Source organism: Pseudomonas sp. MF08817 (assembly GCF_059862705.1).
This window is the reverse complement of sequence record NZ_JCBCUY010000032.1, coordinates 14,988-34,097: the sequence shown is the minus strand read 5'-3', so window position 1 is coordinate 34,097 and position 19,110 is coordinate 14,988. Positions and strand designations below refer to the sequence as shown.

Here is a 19,110-nt window from a genome sequence, read left to right as displayed (position 1 = left end):
TAGCTACCGCTGAGCCTGCGGCACGCGGCCCGACACTTGTTCAATCTGCCCGTTGAGCCAATTGAGGGCCGGGTCGCCACCCCGGCGCTCGTGCCAGGCAAGCACGAAATTGAAGTTGGGAATGCTGAACGGCGGGGCCACCACTGCCAACCCTGGGTCGTCGATACCCCGCAACCCCCGCGAGGCAACAGTGAGAATCAGGTCGGTGCCGCCGATCAGGTGTGGCGCGACGCTCCAGTGCGGCAGGCTGACCGCCACATGACGGCGGCAGCGGATCGCTGTCAGCGCCCGCTCGATTTCCGGGGTGCCGCTGCCGCGCATCTCCAGCAGCACATGGGGCCGCGCCAGGTACGTGGGCAAGTCGAGCTGGCCGTCGGCGCCAAGGCTGTGGCGATCCACCAGGCAGGCGAAGTGCTCCTCGAACAGCGGGGTGCTGCGCAGCTCATGGGGCAGTTCGGGGAACACCCCGGCAGCCAGGTCGATGTCACCGTTGAGCACGCCATCGAGCATGCCTTCGCGGCTGGCGTGGCTGACCACCAGGTCGATGCCCGGCGCCTGCTGGCGCAAGGTGCGGATCAACCCTGGCAACACCTGCGCCGCGCCATAGTCAGACATCGCCAGGCGAAACCGGCGCTTGGCCGACGCTGGGTCGAACTGGCTCGGCGCCAGCAATGCCTGTACCCGCGCCAAGGCCTCGGCCAGGGGTTGCGCCAATTCCAAGGCCCGAGGCGTGGCCGCCAAGCCAGCCCCGGCGCGTACCAGCAAGGGGTCGCCGAGCATGTCGCGCAGGCGTGCTAGGGCATGGCTCACCGCCGGTTGGCTCAAATGCAGGCGTTCGGCGGCGCGGGTCACCTGTTGCTCGCTGAGCAAGGCGTCCAGCACCACCAACAGGTTGAGGTCGATACGGCGCAGATCATTCATCTTGTGCATGTTCTACATTTGAAAACGGAATTTAAATTAAAACTATGAATACATTAGAGTCCAGCAAAACCTCCAGGAACCTTCACATGAACCCTTTGCATTGGCTTGGCCTTTTACTACTGGCAGTGATCGCCGGGGCGGTCGTGCCCTTCCAGAGTGCGATCAACGCGAACCTCGGCCGCGGCCTGGGCCACCCGTTGTGGGCCACCCTCGCCTCGCTGCTGGTGAGTATCGCGGTGCTGTTGCCGATCATCCTGATGCTGCGCCTACCGCTGCCATCCCTGGGTTTTATCAGCAAGGCGCCGCTGTGGATGTGGGCCGGCGGTGCGTTCGGGGTGTGCTTCATTTCCCTGGCGCTGGTGCTGCTGCCCCGGCTCGGCGCATCGGGGTTCATTGCCCTGGCGCTGGCCGGGCAGGTTATCGCGTCCCTGGTGCTGGACCACTTCGGCTGGTTCGGCCTGATGGAGCGGCAGTTGACCCCGCCGCGCCTGCTGGGGGCCATCCTGCTGATTGCCGGCGTCGGTTTGATCCAGTTCGGTGGCTCGGCGGCCAAGGCCCTGGCCACCAGCCACTGATCGGTGTCAGTCCGCCCGCGGGGTGTCCAGGGCCCGCAGCTTCTGCGGCAACCCCCACAACACAAGGGCCGCGGCGAGCAACGCGGCAGTGCCGATCACGTACAGCGCCGGCGTGGTGCTGCCAGTCAGGTCGCGAATGCGGCCGACCATTACCGGGCTGACGATCCCACCAAACTGGCCCAGGGTGTTTATCACCGCGATGCCGCCGGCCGCCGCCGCCCCGCCCCCTGCCAGCAACTTGGGCGGCAAGGTCCAGAAGGCCGGGATCGAAGCAATGATCCCGGCGCCCAACATGCCCAGGGCGATGATGAGGAACGTGGTGTGGCTGGCAAAGATCCCGGCGCAAAAGAACCCCACCGCGCCCAGGCTAACCAGGCCACAGACAAACTTGCGCCGCTCGCCAGTGGCGTCCGACCAGCGCCCCATCACGACCATGGTGATCGCGCCGCAGACGTAGGGGATGGCGGTCAGCAGGCCGATCATCACCGGGTCCTCCGTGCCGGCGCTGCGGATCATCTGCGGTGCCCAGAAGTTCAGGCCATAGGACGCCACCTGGATCAGGAAGTAGATCAGGCCCAGGGTCAGAAACCCTGGAATGCGCAGCGCCGAGAGCAAGGAGCCACCGTGCTTGTGCGGTTCGTGCTGGGCGATGCGGCTGGCCAGAAGCATTTTCTCTGCGGCGCTCAGCCACGGTGCGTCTTCGATACGGTCTTTGAGCAGGCCCAGTACTAACAAGCCGAGGCCGATGCAGGGCAAGCCTCCGAGCAGGAACAACCAGTGCCAACCGCGCATCGCCAGTACGCCATCCAGGTGCTGCAGCACCAGCCCCGAGAACGGCGCCCCCACCAACCCGGCGAAAGCCGAGGCAAGGAACAGCATGGAGGTGATCCGGCCACGGAAATGCTGAGGGAACCACAGCGTCAGGTAATACAGCACCCCCGGCGCGAAACCGGCCTCCATGGCGCCAATCAGGAAACGCAGCACATAGAACTGCCATTCGGCGGTAACGAACACCATGGCCGCCGTGGCCAAGCCCCAGGACATCATGATCCGCGCGATCCAGCGCCGTGCGCCGACCCGGTACAGCATCATGTTGCTCGGCACCTCGAAGATCACATAGCCGACCACGAACAGCCCGGCCCCCAGGCCATAGGCCGTGTCGCTCAGGCTCAGGTCGGCCTGCAACTGGAACTTGGCAAAGCTGATGTTGATGCGATCAAAAAACGCGAACAGGTAGCACACCATGATGAGCGGCATCAGGCGCCAGGCGACTTTGCGCACCACCGCCCGCTCGGCATCTTGAGAAGTGGCCGGCCTCGCGCCGACCCCCAGGACATTCAGGCTCATGAAATTTCTCCAGTGGGTCGCCCGCAGGCGCCCGATTGTTTTTATGGTTTTCCGGGTTACAGCCCTGCGACGTATTGCGGCACCGGATACAGATGTTGGGGCGTGCCCGCCTTGGCGACCTGGCCGGGCAGCTCATGACCCAGCAACGCGGGCAGGCGCCGGGACAGGCGCAGCAGCAGGGGCAGCTCGATGCCGGTGTGGATGCCCATTTCATCGCATAGGTTCACCAGATCCTCGGTGCAGATATTCCCTGAGGCGCCCGGCGCGAACGGGCAGCCGCCCAAGCCCCCGAGGGAGGCGTCGAAGCGCCGCGCACCGGCCTCGAAAGCAGCCAACACGTTGCACAGGCCCAGGCCCCGGGTGTTGTGGAAATGCAGGGTCAGGCGCGCCGCCGGCACCCGCTGCAACACTCGGCGCACCAGGCGTTCGACCTGCAACGGGTTGGCCATGCCCGTGGTGTCGGCCAGGGTGATGCCGTGCATGCCCAACTCCAGGTAGCCGTCGACTATGCCCAGCACGCGGTCGGCATCGATCTTGCCCTCGAACGGGCAGCCAAACGCCGTCGCCACGGTGGCGTTGAGGCCCACCGCCGTACCGCGGACACTCTCCACCACCTCGCCGAACGCGAGGAAGGAGCCCTCGCAACTCATGCGCAGATTCGCCAGGTTGTGGGTCTGGCTAGCGGACATCACCAGGTTCAGCTCGTCGGCCCGAGCCGCCAACGCCCGTTGCGCGCCCTTGAGGTTGGGCACCAGGGCTACATAAACGACCCCCGGCTGACGGGTAATGCCCTGGAACACGTGCTCGCTGTCACGCAGCGCCGGCACCGCTTTGGGCGAGACAAACGAGCCGGCCTCGATGCGGCTGAAGCCGGCCAGGGACAGTTCGTCGATCAGCGCAATCTTGTCCACCGTTTCGACCCAGATCGGCTCGATCTGCAAGCCGTCGCGGGGCGACACTTCCTGGATCACCAGGGTCTGGGAGAAATCCGAGATCATTGCACCACCCCCGCAGCCCGCAGGCCTTCGATCTGCCGCACGCTCAAGCCCAGCCCCGCGAGGACTTCGTCGGTGTGCTGGCCCAGGCCCGGCCCGGACCAGTTCACCGCCCCTGGCGTAGCGGAAAGCTTGGGCACGATGCCCGGCATCTTCACCCGGGTGCCACCGGGCAACTCGGCCTGCAGCAGCATCTCCCGCGCCTGGTAGTGGGGGTCGGCGACGATGTCGGCCACCGAATAGATCCTGCCGGCCGGCACTTGGGCGGCGTCCAGCACGTGCAGCACGCGCTCGATGGGCAGGCTGGACGTCCAGTGGCCGATAGCGGCATCGAGCACCCGGCTACCGGCCGCGCGCCCGTCGTTGTGGGCGAACTCCGGCGCCAGAGCCAGGTCTTCGCGGCCGATGGCGGTCATCAGGCGTTTGTAGATCGGGTCGCTGTTGCCGGCGATCACCACGTAGGCGCCATCCGCCGTCAGGTAGGTGTTGGACGGCGCAATGCCCGGCAGCGAACCGCCGCTGCGCTCACGCACATGGCCCAGCAAGTCGTACTCCGGCACCAGGCTTTCCATCACGTTGAATACGCTTTCCACCAGCGACACATCCACGACCTGCCCCGCGCCGCGCCCGGTCTTGACCCGCAACAACGAGATCAGCGCGCCGATCACGCCATGCAGCGAGGCCAATGAATCCCCCAGGCTCACCCCCATCCGCGCCGGCGGCGAACCCGGAGTGCCGGTGGTGTAACGCAACCCGCCCATGGCCTCGCCAATGGCGCCGAAACCGGGGCGGTCGCGGTACGGGCCGCTCTGGCCATAGCCGGAGATACGCACCAGGGTCAGCCCCGGGTTGATCGCATGCAACTCATCCCAGCCCAGGCCCAGGGCCTCCAGCGCACCGGGGCGCAGGTTCTCGATCAGCACATCGGCGGTAGTGGCCAGTTGTTTGACCAGCGCCACGCCCTCGGCGGACTTGAGGTTCAACGCCAGGGACTTCTTGTTGCGCGATTGCAGGTACCACCACAGTGATGTGCCCTCATGGAGCTTTCGCCATTTACGCAACGGGTCGCCCTGGCCGGTGGCTTCGATCTTGATGACTTCGGCGCCGAACTCCGCCAGCAGGCGCGCGGCGAAAGGCGCGGCGATAAGGGTGCCAATCTCAATGACCTTGATCCCGTACAGGGCGGTCGTTTCGCTCGTGGAGGCGTTCATGGGGCTTACCTCTTGTTCTTGGAAGTTCGACCAAGGCTAGAGGAGCGCGGGGCGGGGAATCCAACCGTGAGTTGGCAACAGGCTTTCGCCAAATACGAACGGGCAATGGATGCCAAAACGGCCAGCCGTTTCCTACACGCCATGCACCAAGCGTAACCGCTCGAAGAGCATGCGGCTTACAGGAGAAAGCGAAGCCTCGTCCCGCACCACCAGAATCAACGTGCGACGTGCCCAGTCGTCACTCAGCGGCACCGCATGCAGGCCCAAGGGCTGGCCAATCAGTTCGAAGGCCCGTTGCGGCAGGATGCCGATGCCCATGTTGGCCAACACCATGCAGCACACCGCGTCAAACCCCGGCACGTGGATACGCAGGCGCAGCACCCGCCCGGCCTGACGCGCCGCCGCGTGGGTGCGCATGTTGATCGAACTGGCGGCATGCAGGCCCACATAGTCGCTGCCCAGGGTGTCGACAAACGCCAGTTCCCGGGCGCTGGCCAACTCATGGTCGGCGCGCATCACCACCATCAATTGATCGTGGCGATAAGGCACGGCGCCCAGTGTCTTGACATCGCTGTCACGCGAGCAAATACCGAAGTCCGCCACACCGTCGAGTACGCCTTGGATCACGCCACTGCTAGGGCGCTCTTCGAGGTCGACCTTGACGTGGGGGTGGTGCTCGGAAAAGTCCCGCAGGTCCTGGGGCAAAAACTGAATGATCGCCGAGAGGTTGCCCAACATGCGCACGTAGCCACGCACACCGAAGCTGTGTTCGCTCAGTTCCAAGCCCATTTTCTCTACGTTGAACAGCATTTTGCGGGCGTGGTGCAGCAGGGTTTCCCCGGCGGGCGTCAGCACCATGCCCTTGGCTTGGCGCATGAACAGGCCGATGCCCAGCGCTTCTTCCAACTCCATCAGGCGCTTGCTCGCGGCCGACAGTGCGATGGCCTCACGGCCGGCGGCCCGGGTCAGGGTGCCTTCCTCATGGACGGCGACAAAAAGTTGCAGGGTTATCAGGTCCAGGCGACGGATCAGGCTTTTATGCAGCATCAAAGGCTCAGCGGGGCGGGCGATGGGAGCGGCAGAATATCGCCGTTACTGGCCCCGACGGGGGCTTGCGGACGACCCCACAACAGCATCAGTAAAAGCCTACACGCAAGCATCCAGCGCCCCGCAGCCGTAAGAGAAGCAGCCGATTCATCTGGGTGATGAAGGCTCTGTAAAGTCACGCCCCGTCAAGCTGACACAAAAAGAAACAGATACTGTTCACACAAAGGACTGCCCCATGAACCACCCAGCATCACGCTTGCACCGCTTTATCCACCACACAAAAGTCATTGCCCTGGCCGACCGCGACTGGCAAGCGGCCGAGGCCCAGCGTGTGTGTGGCCTGCATGTCGAGGTGAAGAACCCCAACCACTTGCTCGACCAGCACGGGCGCAAGTTGCGCGACTTCAGCAGCACCTCCTACCTGGGCCTGGACTACCACCCAACTATTCTCGCCGGCGCCATTCAGGGCCTGCAGGACGCCGGCACCCTGCGCGTCGCCAATGTGCGCCAGCGCTGTCAGTTAACGCTTTTGGAGCAGTACGAAAACGAGCTGTCGGAACTGTTCGGCGCCTGTTGCCTGAGCACCCTGTCGTGTAGCGCCGCCAGCGCCGCGATCCTGCCCTTGTTGGCCAGTGGCGCGCTGACCGGCAACACCGCGCCGGTGATGGTGTTTGACCGCCGCGCCCATTGCTCCATGAGCCGCCTGCGGGCGCTGTGCAGTGATGAAACCCAGGTCATCACCGTGCCCCACAACGACATGAACGTGCTGGAAGACCTGTGCAAGCGCTACGCCAAAATCGTCTACGTGGCCGACGCGGTGTACCCCATGGGCGGCGTTGCCGACCTCGACAGCCTGCTGTACCTCAAGGACCGCTACGGCGTGTTCCTCTACCTGGACGATTCCCACGGGCTGAGCACCGTTGGGCAGTACGGCGCGGGCTCGGTGCGCCCCCGGGTGCCCGCCCTGGACGATGACCTGTTGGTCGTCGCCTCGCTGGCCAATGCCTTCGGCGCCAGCGGCGCAGCGGTAATGTTCGCCAACCCGCGCCAGCGCCAATTGGCGTTGCGCTACGGTGCGCCGGGCAATGGTTCGCAAAGCTTGAACGCAGCGTGCATCGGCGCCGGCCGCGCGGCTGTTGCCCTGCACCGCACGGGGGAATTCACGCAATGGCAGGAAAAACTTCAGGTCAATATCCGCTTTTTCGACCGCCTCATTCAGACGCCGCAACGGGCCAATGGTCTGCCCATCCGCCTCATCCCCTGTGGCAAGGCCGAGGTGGCTAACAGGGTCGCGGGGGAGTTGGCGAAGATCGGTTTTCTCACCGCCCCGATATTTTTCCCGTTGGTGGCGCGGCATGAAGCGGCGCTCAAAATCACCTTGCGTGCCGACATGCAGCCCAACGTGATCCGGGTACTGTGCGAGTTAATCGGGGATTTGCTCGGCGAACAGGGCGCCGAAGTGCGCCACTGAGCAGCGCCCGCGCATGGCCATGCCACGGGCGCTGCGCGAAGGTCAGAAGGCGCTGCGGAAAATCTCTTCGATCTGGCGTTGATCCGCCGCACGCGGATTGGTCAGGCCACAGGCGTCCTTGAGCGCGTTGGCGGCCAATACCGGGATGTCCTGCAACTTGGCGCCCAACTCGCGCAAACCGGCGGGAATCTCCACATCCTGGGCCAGGCAACGAATCGCCACGATGGCGGCTTGGGCCCCCTCCTCGGCACTCATACCGCGTATATCCGTGCCCAAGGCATGGGCCACATGGCTGAGGCGCTCAGCGCTGACCACCGCGTTAAAAGTCTGCACATGGGGCAACAACACCGCATTGCACACGCCGTGGGGCAAGTCGTAGAAACCGCCCAATTGGTGGGCCATGGCATGCACAAAACCCAGGGAAGCATTGTTGAACGCCATACCGGCGAGGAACTGCGCGTAGGCCATGTTTTCACGGGCCTGTAGGTCACTGCCGTCGCGCACGGCCAGACGCAGGTTAGCGCTAATCAATTCGATGGCCTTGATCGCACAGGCGTCGGTAATCGGGTTGGCGGCGGTCGAGACATAGGCTTCGATAGCGTGGGTCAGGGCGTCCATGCCGGTAGCGGCGGTCAGGCCCTTGGGCATCGCCACCATCAGCGCCGGGTCGTTGACCGACAACAGCGGCGTGACGTTGCGGTCAACGATGGCCATTTTCACGTGGCGCGATTCGTCGGTGATGATGCAAAAACGGGTCATCTCACTGGCTGTGCCAGCGGTGGTGTTGATCGCCACCAGGGGCAGTTGCGGCTTGGTCGACTGATCCACGCCCTCATAGTCGCGGATATGCCCGCCGTTGGTGGCACACAGGGCGATGCCCTTGGCGCAGTCGTGGGGCGAACCGCCGCCCAGGGACACGATGAAATCGCACTGGCTGGTACTGAGCAACGCCAAACCCGCCTCGACGTTGGCAATGCTGGGGTTGGGCTTGGCACCGTCGAAAATCACCGAGTCGATGTCCTGCATCGCCAGTTTCTCGGCAATCGCCGTGGCCACGCCGGCCTTGGCCAAACCGGCGTCGGTGACGATCAGGGCCTTGGTGAAACCGTAGTTGCGGATCGCAACCATGGCTTCTTCCAGGCAATCAATGCCCATGATGTTGACGGCGGGAATAAAAAACGTGCTGCTCATGGCCAATCCTCTCAAATGGGGGCCGGGCCGATGACAGGGCCCGACGCATGCGCACAGGATCGACCCATAGGTCAGGGCAGTTGTTGATCTGGCTCAACTTCCCATCGTGCTAGAGTCTGCGCCCCGCCCAACGACACGCCTTGAGACGAAAAACCGCAATGAAGGATTTCCAGGAATTTGACGCCGAACTCGCCGACTGGAACGCCCTGCGCGCCACGCTCGACTGCACCGCCCTGCTGCTGGGCAATGGCGCCAGCCGCGCGGTGTGGGACGATTTTGGCTACGACTCGCTGTTCGAAAACGCCCGCACGGTGGAAGAAAAGCCCCTGGGGCCTTCAGAACTGAGCGTGTTCGAGGCCCTCGGCACGCGGGTGTTCGAGCAGGCCCTGAGCGCGCTGAAAACCACCAGCCGCGTCAACAAAGCCCTGGCCGTCAGCTCGGCGGCACCCCGCAACCGCTACTACGCCATCAAGGAAGCGCTCATCAACAGCGTGCACGCCGTGCACATCCCTTGGCGCCTGGTCAAACCGGCCACCCTGGCCACCCTCAGCCAGGAACTGGCGCGCTACCCCACGGTGTTCACCAGCAACTACGACCTGCTCACCTCCTGGGCGATCCAGCATGCCCCCCAGGCCCTCAGCGACCTGTTCGACGGTGCCGACGCCAGCTTCGACCTCAACCGCACCGCCACGACCAAAACCCGCGTGCTGTACCTGCACGGCGGCCTGCACCTGGTGCGCAACAGCGACGGCACCGCGCGCAAGCTGACCAGCACCGAGGCCAGCCTGCTCGGCAGTTTCGCCATCAACAATACGATCAAGACCCTGGACGACGTACCGCTGTTCATTAATGAAGGCAGCAGCCAGGACAAGCTCAAGACCATTCGCAGCTCCGACTATCTGTCGTTCTGCCACCAGCAATTGCTGGGCCAACACGGTGCCCTGTGCATCCTCGGCCATAACTTGGGCGAGCAGGACCGGCACCTTGTCCAGGCCCTGCGCCTGGCCCGGCCCAAGGCCTTGGCCATCGGCATCAAGGCCCGCACCGCGGCCTTTGTGCAGCACCAAAAACGCCACTACGCGGCGCTGTTTGAAGGGCTGGACACCGAACTGCACTTCTTCGACGCCCGCACCCACGCCCTGACCCATCCAGGGTTGGCGGTGCCGGTGGAGCGCTGAGTGCGGGGCGCTTTGTAGAGGCTGGCCGGGCGCCATCGCGGGCAGGGCCAGCTCCCACAGCGGCCAGCGCTCCAGGCGTTCAGCGAGGCGTTGGCGCCGCAGAGGAACGCACCGAGGCGGATCTGCCCGCCGCACTCAGCCACCGTGGGCGCCCTCCTCGGCCAGCGGCGCAGGCACGGGCGCCCGCAGCAACAGGCTCACCAGCGCCCACACCGCCAGGCTCACCAGGGCGAGGAACACCATCACCGCCCGGTAGCCCTGCAAGAAGGCCCCCTGCACATCCCCCGCCAATGGCCCGGCAAAGTGGTGATAAAGCCCCACGCCCACCGCCAGCCCAAGGCCACCGCCGACGTTGTGCAAGGTCATCAGCGAGCCCATGGCCACCGAGCTGACGTCCTGGGGCACGGCGCTGATCCCCAGCACCGTGGACGGCCCGAGGATGCTCGCCCAGCCCAGGCCCATCAGGCCAAACGCCGCCAGCAAGTAGGGCAGCGAGGTCTGGCGGTCGAAGCCCACTTGCAGCGCCGCCGACAGCACAAACAGCAGCAAACCGGTTTTGATAAGCAGCGCCGGGCCTTTGCGGTCCACCAGGCGCCCCACCAGCGGCGACAACAGCGCCACCCCCAGGGTGGTGGGCAACAGCAGCCAACCGCTGGCCTGCACGCCTTCGCCACGGATCAGTGCCAGGTACAGCGGCATCACGAAAAACGCCACGCAATAGAACACCGCCAGGCCAAAACTGGCGACCACCCCGGCGACAAAGCGCCGGTTGGCGAACAACTGCACATCGATGATGGGCGCCGCCACGCGCCTCTCCACCTGGACGAAGGCCAGCAATGCCGCTGCCGCAATGGCGCCCAGGCTCAAGCTCGGCGCCGAGGTCCAGCCCCACGCCGCGCCCTGCACGATCACCAGCACCAGGCTCGGCAGGCCCAGCAGCAGCAACAACGCGCCGGGCCAATCGAGGGTTGCGCCCGTATCGCCGCTGCGCGACTCATCGACGCTCAAGGCGCAAATGCCCAGGCTCAGCAGCACGAACGGCACGTTGATAAGGAAGATCCATGGCCAGCCGAACGCGGCGCTAATCACCCCGCCCAACACCGGCCCCACCGCCAGCCCCACGCCGTTGACGCCAAACAGCACGCCGAAGGCCTTGCCCTGCTCATGGCTGGCAAAGGTGCTGGCGACAATCGCCCCGGACGCGGTGTACAACACCGCGCAGGCCAGGCCCTGCACCACCCGCGCGGCAATCAGGCCATCGACCCGCCCCGCCAGCCCCGCCGCCAGCGACGCCAGGCCAAATACCCCAAGGCCGATGAACAGCACGCGCTTGCGCCCATGCAGGTCCGCCAAGCGCCCCACCAGCACCATGACACTCGACAGCGCCAGGATGAAGCCATTGATGACCCATTGCAGGCTGTCCACCGACGCGCCCAAATCGGCCTGCAACGCCGGCAGCGCGGTGTTGACGATGGTGAAATCGACACAGCCGAGAAAACTGGCAATGCTCACCCCCAGCAACGCCCACCACTTGCGTTGCTGTTGCGCAAAAACGCCCATGGAAACTCCTTGGTTGAAAGTCAAAAAAACCATTAGAAAAGCCGCTTACCGAGCAAGCAGCACGCTCTGTAGTAGCGGGTTTGCCCGCCCCCACAGTTAGCCTGCTGCCCCCCGTTGGCGGGCTAGATCGCAATCGCCCCGCTGGACCAGTTGGGATGGATGACGCCCGGCAGGTTGAAGGGGATGGGGATGCCGCGTTTTTTGAATTTGAGCGGCAGCCAGCGCACGCGGTCGGGGCTGTGGGGTTCGATCAGCAGGTCGCGGCTGGTGGCCATGGCGGCGGTCATTGGCTGGGGGTAGAGCACGTAGTCATAACCCTCGCCCGCCCACAGCGGCAGGATGATGGGGATTTCTTCGAGGATGTATTCGCGGCACTGGGCCGCTGCCCGTTCGATATCGGCGTGCTCGTCGCGCAGGCGCAAGCGGTCGGTGAACACGGCAATGGTGCTTTCGATGGCCTCGCGCAGTTCCGCACGCTGCTGGTACACCCCGTTGAGCTGTTGGCGCAGGTCGGCGTAGTGGTCGCTGGCCAGTTCCTGGTTCCAGCGGGTGATGTGGTACGGCACCCGCAAGCCGTCGAGGATACCCTGGTTGCGCGCCAGCCACGCATCGCCGTCGCGGATCGACGCCGACAACGCTTCGCCCGGGGATTTGCCGTGCTTGTTGTGGCGTTGCAGGGTGTCGGCCACCACCACTTTGACGTGGCTGAAACCAGACTGGTTTATCAGGTGGATGGTAGAGCGCAGCTTCTGGTCTTCGTGGTACTCCTGGCCGACGCTGACCGCCAATACCACTTTCTTGCCGTCGAAGCTGTGGTCTTCGCCACCTTTGTTGAAGTACGCCTTGAGGTTGATTTCTTGCACGCTGCTCATGGGTTTAGCTCCAGTAGGCCAATGGCTGGTGTTCGCCGTAGTAACCGATAAAAACCCCGAGGGTGACCCGGGTGCTGCTGGCCGAAGGGCGCACGGCGTGGATCAGCCGCGGGTTGAGCAGAATCAGGTCGCCGGGCTCGGGTTTGATGACGAAATCCGGCGGCGGCAACAGGTGGCGCTCGATGCCGTAGGCCCGTTCGCCGCGCAAGCGCTGGTACTCCTGCTCGTCGGGCTCGATGCCCCAGATCTCCAGCTCGCCGCCGTCCTCGGGGATCTGCAAATAGATGTTGGTCGACAGTTGGCTAAGCAGTTTCGGCTCGTGGCCCGGCGGCGCATTGCGCTCCAGGTCGTCGGTGTGGGGCGTGAGGTCAACACCGCTGCCCTGAAAGCGGGCGATGCCGACAAAACACTTTTGCCCGTCCACTTGCAGCAGGTGCGCGCCCTGGGGCCAGGTCTCGTCCAGCAGCAGGCGCAGTTCATCGATGGGCGAGGCCAGCGGGCGGAACAGTTCGCGGATGCGGCGGATAGTGCCCGGCGCCTGGGCGTGGTACTCGGCGCGACTGCGCTCGTCCTGGATCTCGATGTAGGCCTTGCCGATGCGCACGAACTCGGTTTGCTGGCTGAAGGCGCTGCGCAAGTCCTGGTGCAGGAGGCGCTCACGGGCCACGTGCAGCGTGTCGGGCGGGCAGAAGCCTTTGAGTTGGACGCCATAGGAACGTTTCTCCACGACATCCAGAATATGCTGCGCGGTAAGTTGCTCGGCAGTGGTGACTGTAAACATGCAAACTCCCTGAATCCCTGGAATGTTTAACACTGAAACAATTTGTTTCACAGCAACTTTAGGTAGCTGCAAAGCCCTTGTGAAATACCCTTTATCTCTATTCACCTAACTTAAAAATGTATTGAAAATCAGGCAAATAGGCGCGATAAGCGGCCACTTTAAAGTGGTGCATAGTTGATCTGCGCAAGGCTTACAGTTCGCGCTTTACCGCGCTGTTAGTTGGGTTCGTTGAATTGCCCGTCAAAGTAATGGGCGGCATTGAAAGTGCCGTGGATGATGCCCTCCTCGCGGTACAGGTCGGCGGTGTGCTGCACGTCATCGACCACCGCCGGCCCGACATCGATACGGTGGGCGCGGGCGTAACGGTTAGACGCGGCGTGGATCGCCACCGGCAAACCGCTGTAGCCGGCCTGGATGTTGGAAAACGCCTGCTGATGGGCGTCGGCCCAGGTGTAGGCGCGGCCCAGGCGTTGCAGGAAATCGCGCAGTTGCGCCGGTTTGTCGCGGATCGCCGCGTCGTTGGCCACCAGCAGCATGTGCCCGGCGAACAGGCCTTCGCCGCTGACCAGCACGCGGCTGCCGCCCTCCATCTGCACCATGCTGGTGTAGGGGTCCCAGGTCGACCAGGCCTGTGCGCCGCCATTGGCCAGCAGGCTGCGCGAGTCCCCCGGTTGCAGGAACACAAACTGTGCGTCGCGCCCATGCAGCCCCACCGAGCGCAGCGCCGCCAGGGCCAGGAAATGGCCGATGGAGCCCTTGGTAGTGGTAATGCGCTGGCCCTTGAGGGAGGCCGCGTCGCGCAGCGGCGAATCGGCCTTGACCACAATGGCGACGGCGGTCTGGGTGACGTTGAGCTTGATGACCCCCACGGTTTTCAGCGGCGCCCCGGCCGCGGCGGCAAACACAAACGGTGCATCCCCCAGGCTACCGATGTCCACCGCCCCCGCCGCCAACGCCTCGGCCGTCGGCGCCGCCGCACCAAAAGAGGCGAACTCGATGGGGTATGGCACGTTCTCCAATTCCCCGGCGGCTTGCAGGAGGATCTTCAGCGACTGTTTCTGGCTCGACACCCGCAACGGCGTGTCGGCCAGGGCGTTAACGCACAGCAGCGACAGCAGCAGCGGCCATAGCGCCAAAGCCGTGCTGCGGGCCGGTATAAGCCTCGCCTGTGGGAGGGCGGGTGTGTTCATTGGGCGCATCAATCAGAACGCCAGGCTGACGCGGCTGTAGTAGTAGCCGCCGCCCAAGCCGTAGGGCGAGAACATGCCGTATTCGTAGGTGCCGGCCCAGGCCTTGAGGCCGATTTTGTCCGGGTACTCGTCGAACAGGTTGTTGGCGCCCAGGGCCACGGTGAGGTTCTGGGTGACGTCGTAGGCCACGTCTATGTCGGTGATCCACTTGGCGCTGTAGGTGCGGTCGTTGGCCGGGATATTGGAGCCTTCGGTGTATTCGCCAAAGCGGGTCAGTTGCAGGTTGGTGGTCCAGTCGCCGACCTTGTAGTTAGTGGACAGGATCCACTTGTCCTTGGGCGTGGATTCGGTCAGGTCGATCTGCTGCTGGCGGTCGAACAGCACGTAACCCGAGCCCAGGCGCGCCAGTTGCGCCGGGGTATCGGCCAGGTCGCGGATGCTGGTTTTGTTGCGGTTGTAGGCCACGCTCCATTTCGCTTCGCCGTACTGGCCCAGGGACTGGCGGTAGTCCAGCACCAGGTCCACACCCTTGGTGCGGGTGTCGGCGGCGTTGGTGTAGTACTGCCCGGCGAGGTTGGGCGAGAGGCCGTTTTCGACAAGGATCTGCGACACCGCCGAGCCCTTGAGGATGCCGGTTTGCAGGATGCGTTTGTCGATGTCGATCAGGTAGAAGTCGGCCGTCAGGCGCAGGCGTTCGATGGGTTCGGCGGTGAAGCCCAGGCTGTAGTTGCGTGAAGTTTCCGGCTCCAGGTCGCGGGCGCCGAGGGCGATGGCTTCCGGTGAATCGGGGCGCATCTGCTTGGTGCGCACCGAACTGGTGGTGCCGTTGGCGCCGAACTGGGTGACGGTGCTGGTGGTGGAAAACACGCTCTGGGCCAGGGACGGCGCGCGAAAGCCATTGCTCACCGCCGCCCGCACCGCGTAGCCGGGGCTGAATTCATAGCGGGTGGTGAGTTTGCCGCTGGTGGTGTCGCCCACGCCCTGGTTGTACTTCTCGTAGCGCCCGGCGGCGCCGACATACCAGTTGGGGGTGATGTTCAGGCCCAGGTCGACGTAGGCCGCTTCGCTGTGGCGCTGTAGGTCGTAGGCGTCCTCAGGCGTGGTGCCGTTGACCGAGAACAGCCCCGGGTCGGGGTGCACCCCGGCGAATTTGCCCACATCCGGCACATAGCTGCCGTAGTTGTAGGCATTTTCCTCGCCGGCTTCGAGGGCGTATTTTTCCCAGCGGTATTCCAGGCCGAACGCGGTTTCCAGCGGGCTGCTCCAGCCGATATCGAGGGCGCGGCTGAAATCCAGGTTATTGGTCCACTGGTCGAAAATCAGGTTGCCCAGGTGGAAGTCGTGCTGGCCGTAGGGGCCGTTGGAGATGTTCAGGTTGTTGGCGGTGTCGAGCACGGCGCGGTCTTTGCCGTAGGTGCTGCTCAGGTCCCAGCCCCACTCGGCCAACAGGCCTTTGGCGCCGCCGGCGATCTGGAAATCGGTCTCGTGGATCTCGCGCCGCGCCTGGCCGCCATTGGGGTACGGTGCGTTCGGCACGCCGGCCAGGCTGGTGATGTCGGTGGGTTTGCGGTGGCCCAGGTCCTTGTTGCTGTTGCGGTAGCTGAGGGTGGAAAAGGAGTACAGCTTGAGGTCGTCCTGCAACGGCAGTTCGGCGTTGTAAGCCACGCTGGCGGTGCGGTCGCGGCCCAGGCCATATTCGCCGCCCCAGCCCTGGCGGTTGTTTTCCCGCGGGTCGGGGGAGCCGTCGGGTTGCTTGAAGTACAACTGGCCATCAGCGGCGGCGGAACGCTCGTAAGGCTCTTGCACCTTACCGTCGAAGGACAGGTTGAAAAACCCGCCGTTTTCCCCCAGCCCCGTGCCCCAGTTGATCGCTTCGTGGCCGGTGGTGCCGTCGCCATCGTAATACTGGCCCAGGGTGGTGTCGGCGCTCAGGCCTTCGGCGTTGCGCTTGAGGATGATGTTGATGACCCCGGCGATCGCGTCCGAACCGTACTGCGCCGCCGCGCCGTCGCGCAGCACTTCGATGCGCTCGATGGAGGCGGTGGGGATCAGGTCCAGGTCCACCGGCACCGAGGCGTTGCCCACCCGCGCGCCGTTGTTTATCAGCGCCGAGTTGTGGCGGCGCTTGCCGTTAATCAGCACCAGCACCTGGTCGCCGCTCAGGCCACGCATGCTCACCCCGCGCACCAGAAACGCCGTGCCGCCACCGTTGATGGTAGGCACGTTAAAGGACGGCAACAGGCGCGCGAGCATTTCCTTGAGGCCGTTCTGGCCGATGGTGCGCAGTTGCTCGCTGTCGATCACATCGATGGGCGCCGGGCTGTCGGTGACGGTGCGCTGCTGGCTGCCGCGCACCCCGGTGACCACCACCGTGCCCAGGGCCTGGTCGGCGGCGAAAACAAACGGTGCGGGGCTGGCCCAGAGCAGGCCCAGGCCCGCGCCGAACAGGGTTTTAGAGAAGTGTGAAGGCATGGCGGGAATCCTTTTCTGGCAGCGTTCAAGGGGCCTTGGCGGCAACGGCTTCGATTTCGATCAGGGCGCCGGGCAATACCAGCCCCGCCACTTGCACCGTGGTGCGCGCCGGTTTCAGCGGTTGTTGGGCGTTGCCGAAAAACTCGCGAAAGGCCACTTGCAGGCCCTCGAAATCCAGCTTGCCGCCCAGGGCCGGGTCGCCCACCAGGTACACCCGCAGTTGCACCACATCCGCCAGTTTCAAGCCCTGGCTGGCCAGCACCGTTTCCACCTTGCGCAGCACCACCCGGGCCTGGGCCTCGGTGTTGCCGGCGGCGCGCACCTGGTCCTTGGGCGCCTTGGCGTCCACCGGGTCGGGCAGCAGGCCGGAGAGGTAGGTGACCTCGGTGTTGGCGGGCAAGGTCACCGATTGCAGGATCGGCGAGTTCGGGTAAGTCGAGGGCACGCGTTCAATCCCCGCGGCCCAGGCGCTGCTGGCGGCCAACAGGATCCCCATCCCCACTACGGTTTTGTTCAAAGACATGTACAGGCACTCCAAGGTTTTTATGGCCAGCCTCGGAGGTCCGCTACCTGGCGTATCAATGTCGCTATGTGAATGAAAGCGCGGCTTTTTCAGGCCGTTTGCTTGACGGGCGAGGCTTGCGAGCGCTCGAACAACTGGCGCACCACGCGCCGCGCCGCGGCGGCGGCGGATTCCTGCCAGATACCGATGCCGCTGTGGGCCAGGCCATCGCTGGTCAGGTACACCCGGCCCTGGGCCTGGTTGAGCAGGCTGTAGTCGGGCTCGGCCACTTCATGGTTGAGCCACGGGCCTAGGGCATAAGGAATTTTGCTCCAGGCCACCGCCAGGGGTTTGCCCAGCTCCCGGGCGTGGCCGGGGTGCAGCAGCTCCACGGCCTGGCGGGAAATCTCGATCTGCTCGGCCAGGCTCTTTTCGCCGAATTTGCGCGCGGTTTCGCCGTTGTTGTACGCCGCCACCAACACGCCCTGAGCCTGGTTGAAACCGCCGCTGGGGTACCACAGCCCGGAGGCTTCCTGGTTGATGAACGACAGGCCGCCGTAGATCTGGTAGTCGCGTTCCCAAAAGCGCGGCGCCTGCCAGGCCACTTTATTCGCGTAGCCGAACTGCACCGCGCCAAGGGCCTTGCGCACCGGTGCGCTGAGGTTGCTGTCGACCTTGGCCAGCAGCGGCAGGGGCAAAGCGCTAATCACGTAATCGGCGCGGATGCGCTGCTCGCTGCCGCTTTTCAGGTCGCGGTAGCCGACCTCAACAAAATCGGCGTGGTTATGCAGCGAGCGCACCTCGGCACCCAGGCGCACCACCCCTTGCAGGCGTTGGGCGAAGGCCTTGGGGATGCGGTCCATGCCGCCCACGGGTTGGAACATAGTGGGAGAGAATTCCGGGTATTCGTCGATCATCAGCGCCGTGGTCAGGGCCGGGTTGAGCAGGGTTTGCAGGGGCAGCGGGTCGTTCTTCTGCGCCCGTTGATCGCCGGCGCCGGGCCAGACTTTGTAGCCGGAGCGGGCCGAGCCCAGGTATTGAAGCTTGTCGGACAAATCGCCCCAGGTTTTCAGGAAACTCAGCAGGTGGCTGCGGTCGGCGGCGCTCAACTCCTGGTCCAGGGCGTTGCGGTTGACGGCTTTGGCCAGCAATTCGGAAAAATGCCCACGGCTGTCGTTCACCGCTTGGCGGATCTGGATTGGCGGCTGGCTCAGGTCCGGGCGCACCAGGGCATTGCGGCTGGTGTTGACCAGCACTTCCAGCTCCACCCCCAGTTCGCGGCAGTAGCCGAGCATCAATTGGTGGTGGCTGGGGATGCGCCCGGGGCCGGCGTTGAGGTAAAAGCCATCATCGAACTGGGCGACCTGGGCGCTGCCGTCGGTGTAGGCCACCCGGTCGCCGCCGCGCACCGTCCAGTTGCGCCCGCCCACCCGGTCGCGGGCTTCGAGCAGGGTGACGTTGAACCCGGCCTTTTGCAGTTCATAAGCGCTGACCAGGCCACCGATGCCGGCGCCGATCACCACCACACTGGCGCCCTTACCCACACTGGCGGTGGGCAGGGAGGCGTAGTTTTCCGCTGCGGCCAGGGCCGCGCCATTGACCCCCAGCAAACCCATTACCGCCGAAGCGGCCTGCAAGCCGCCCACGGCGGCCACACGGGCGATCAATTGTCTTCTGGTCAACGGCATGCAAGCGCTCCCTGCCTGGCGGATGGATAGTGCATTCGGTTATAGCCCGGCGCTGCGTTCAGCAACTTGGGTCTATGGGAAGCCATCCTAGGGGGCGTTATTTAATAAG

Annotated in this window: 16 protein-coding genes; 3 read left to right on the top strand and 13 right to left on the bottom strand. The window is 64.6% G+C overall.

Features of this window, described 5'->3' with window-relative positions; translation table 11 throughout:
- Positions 1–3 precede the first annotated feature (3 nt).
- A complete protein-coding gene (locus tag AC19YR_RS19100) occupies positions 4–930 on the bottom strand; it encodes a LysR family transcriptional regulator (RefSeq protein WP_500599696.1) in 927 nt (308 codons plus the stop codon).
- A gap of 77 nt (positions 931–1,007) precedes the next feature.
- Here AC19YR_RS19100 and AC19YR_RS19095 point away from each other — a divergent pair, with 77 nt between their 5' ends.
- Positions 1,008–1,496 (top strand): DMT family transporter, encoded by a 489-nt coding sequence (locus AC19YR_RS19095; protein WP_095107127.1) that lies wholly within the window; start codon positions 1,008–1,010, stop codon positions 1,494–1,496.
- 6 nt (positions 1,497–1,502) lie between these two features.
- Here AC19YR_RS19095 and AC19YR_RS19090 read toward each other — a convergent pair whose 3' ends face one another.
- The 4 genes from AC19YR_RS19090 to AC19YR_RS19075 all read right to left on the bottom strand — a co-directional run bounded on the left by AC19YR_RS19090 (position 1,503) and on the right by AC19YR_RS19075 (position 6,096).
- Positions 1,503–2,843, bottom strand: a complete 1,341-nt coding sequence (locus AC19YR_RS19090) for an MFS transporter (RefSeq protein WP_095107125.1) — start codon at positions 2,841–2,843, stop codon at positions 1,503–1,505.
- 56 nt (positions 2,844–2,899) lie between these two features.
- Positions 2,900–3,841 carry a hydroxymethylglutaryl-CoA lyase gene (locus AC19YR_RS19085; protein WP_095107124.1) on the bottom strand — a complete coding sequence of 314 codons (942 nt, stop codon included), beginning with the start codon at positions 3,839–3,841 and terminating at the stop codon, positions 2,900–2,902.
- Positions 3,838–5,049 (bottom strand): CaiB/BaiF CoA transferase family protein, encoded by a 1,212-nt coding sequence (locus AC19YR_RS19080; RefSeq protein WP_500599695.1) that lies wholly within the window; start codon positions 5,047–5,049, stop codon positions 3,838–3,840. Before AC19YR_RS19080 ends, AC19YR_RS19085 begins: the two co-directional genes overlap by 4 nt.
- A gap of 132 nt (positions 5,050–5,181) precedes the next feature.
- Positions 5,182–6,096 (bottom strand): LysR family transcriptional regulator, encoded by a 915-nt coding sequence (locus AC19YR_RS19075; RefSeq protein WP_095107121.1) that lies wholly within the window; start codon positions 6,094–6,096, stop codon positions 5,182–5,184.
- Between the two features lie 235 nt (positions 6,097–6,331).
- On the opposite strand from AC19YR_RS19075, the gene AC19YR_RS19070 reads away from it, so the two are divergent.
- Positions 6,332–7,567, top strand: a complete 1,236-nt coding sequence (locus AC19YR_RS19070) for an aminotransferase class I/II-fold pyridoxal phosphate-dependent enzyme (protein ID WP_500599693.1) — start codon at positions 6,332–6,334, stop codon at positions 7,565–7,567.
- A gap of 42 nt (positions 7,568–7,609) precedes the next feature.
- Here AC19YR_RS19070 and yiaY read toward each other — a convergent pair whose 3' ends face one another.
- On the bottom strand, positions 7,610–8,758 hold the full coding sequence (gene yiaY, locus AC19YR_RS19065) for an L-threonine dehydrogenase (RefSeq protein ID WP_095107117.1): 1,149 nt from the start codon (positions 8,756–8,758) through the stop codon (positions 7,610–7,612).
- A gap of 158 nt (positions 8,759–8,916) precedes the next feature.
- Here yiaY and AC19YR_RS19060 point away from each other — a divergent pair, with 158 nt between their 5' ends.
- On the top strand, positions 8,917–9,936 hold the full coding sequence (locus AC19YR_RS19060; protein WP_500599691.1) for a DUF4917 family protein: 1,020 nt from the start codon (positions 8,917–8,919) through the stop codon (positions 9,934–9,936).
- A gap of 135 nt (positions 9,937–10,071) precedes the next feature.
- On the opposite strand, the gene AC19YR_RS19055 is transcribed toward AC19YR_RS19060, so the two are convergent.
- The 7 genes from AC19YR_RS19055 to AC19YR_RS19025 all read right to left on the bottom strand — a co-directional run bounded on the left by AC19YR_RS19055 (position 10,072) and on the right by AC19YR_RS19025 (position 19,001).
- A complete protein-coding gene (locus tag AC19YR_RS19055) occupies positions 10,072–11,496 on the bottom strand; it encodes an MFS transporter (RefSeq protein ID WP_500599690.1) in 1,425 nt (474 codons plus the stop codon).
- Positions 11,497–11,618: 122 nt separating this feature from the next.
- On the bottom strand, positions 11,619–12,368 hold the full coding sequence (locus tag AC19YR_RS19050) for a tRNA-dependent cyclodipeptide synthase (protein WP_095107111.1): 750 nt from the start codon (positions 12,366–12,368) through the stop codon (positions 11,619–11,621).
- Between the two features lie 4 nt (positions 12,369–12,372).
- On the bottom strand, positions 12,373–13,149 hold the full coding sequence (locus AC19YR_RS19045) for a 2OG-Fe(II)-dependent halogenase WelO5 family protein (RefSeq protein WP_095107109.1): 777 nt from the start codon (positions 13,147–13,149) through the stop codon (positions 12,373–12,375).
- Positions 13,150–13,364: 215 nt separating this feature from the next.
- Positions 13,365–14,339: an aliphatic sulfonate ABC transporter substrate-binding protein gene (locus AC19YR_RS19040; RefSeq protein ID WP_256576504.1), complete on the bottom strand. Its 975-nt coding sequence runs from the start codon at positions 14,337–14,339 to the stop codon at positions 13,365–13,367.
- A 12-nt stretch (positions 14,340–14,351) separates the two neighbouring features.
- The gene (locus AC19YR_RS19035; RefSeq protein ID WP_095107106.1) at positions 14,352–16,811 is read right to left on the bottom strand and encodes a TonB-dependent receptor plug domain-containing protein; all 2,460 of its coding nucleotides are present in this window, start codon (positions 16,809–16,811) and stop codon (positions 14,352–14,354) included.
- A gap of 25 nt (positions 16,812–16,836) precedes the next feature.
- Positions 16,837–17,334 (bottom strand): RidA family protein, encoded by a 498-nt coding sequence (locus AC19YR_RS19030; protein WP_095107102.1) that lies wholly within the window; start codon positions 17,332–17,334, stop codon positions 16,837–16,839.
- Between the two features lie 89 nt (positions 17,335–17,423).
- The gene (locus AC19YR_RS19025) at positions 17,424–19,001 is read right to left on the bottom strand and encodes a flavin monoamine oxidase family protein (protein WP_095107100.1); all 1,578 of its coding nucleotides are present in this window, start codon (positions 18,999–19,001) and stop codon (positions 17,424–17,426) included.
- Between the last annotated feature and the right edge of the window lie 109 nt (positions 19,002–19,110).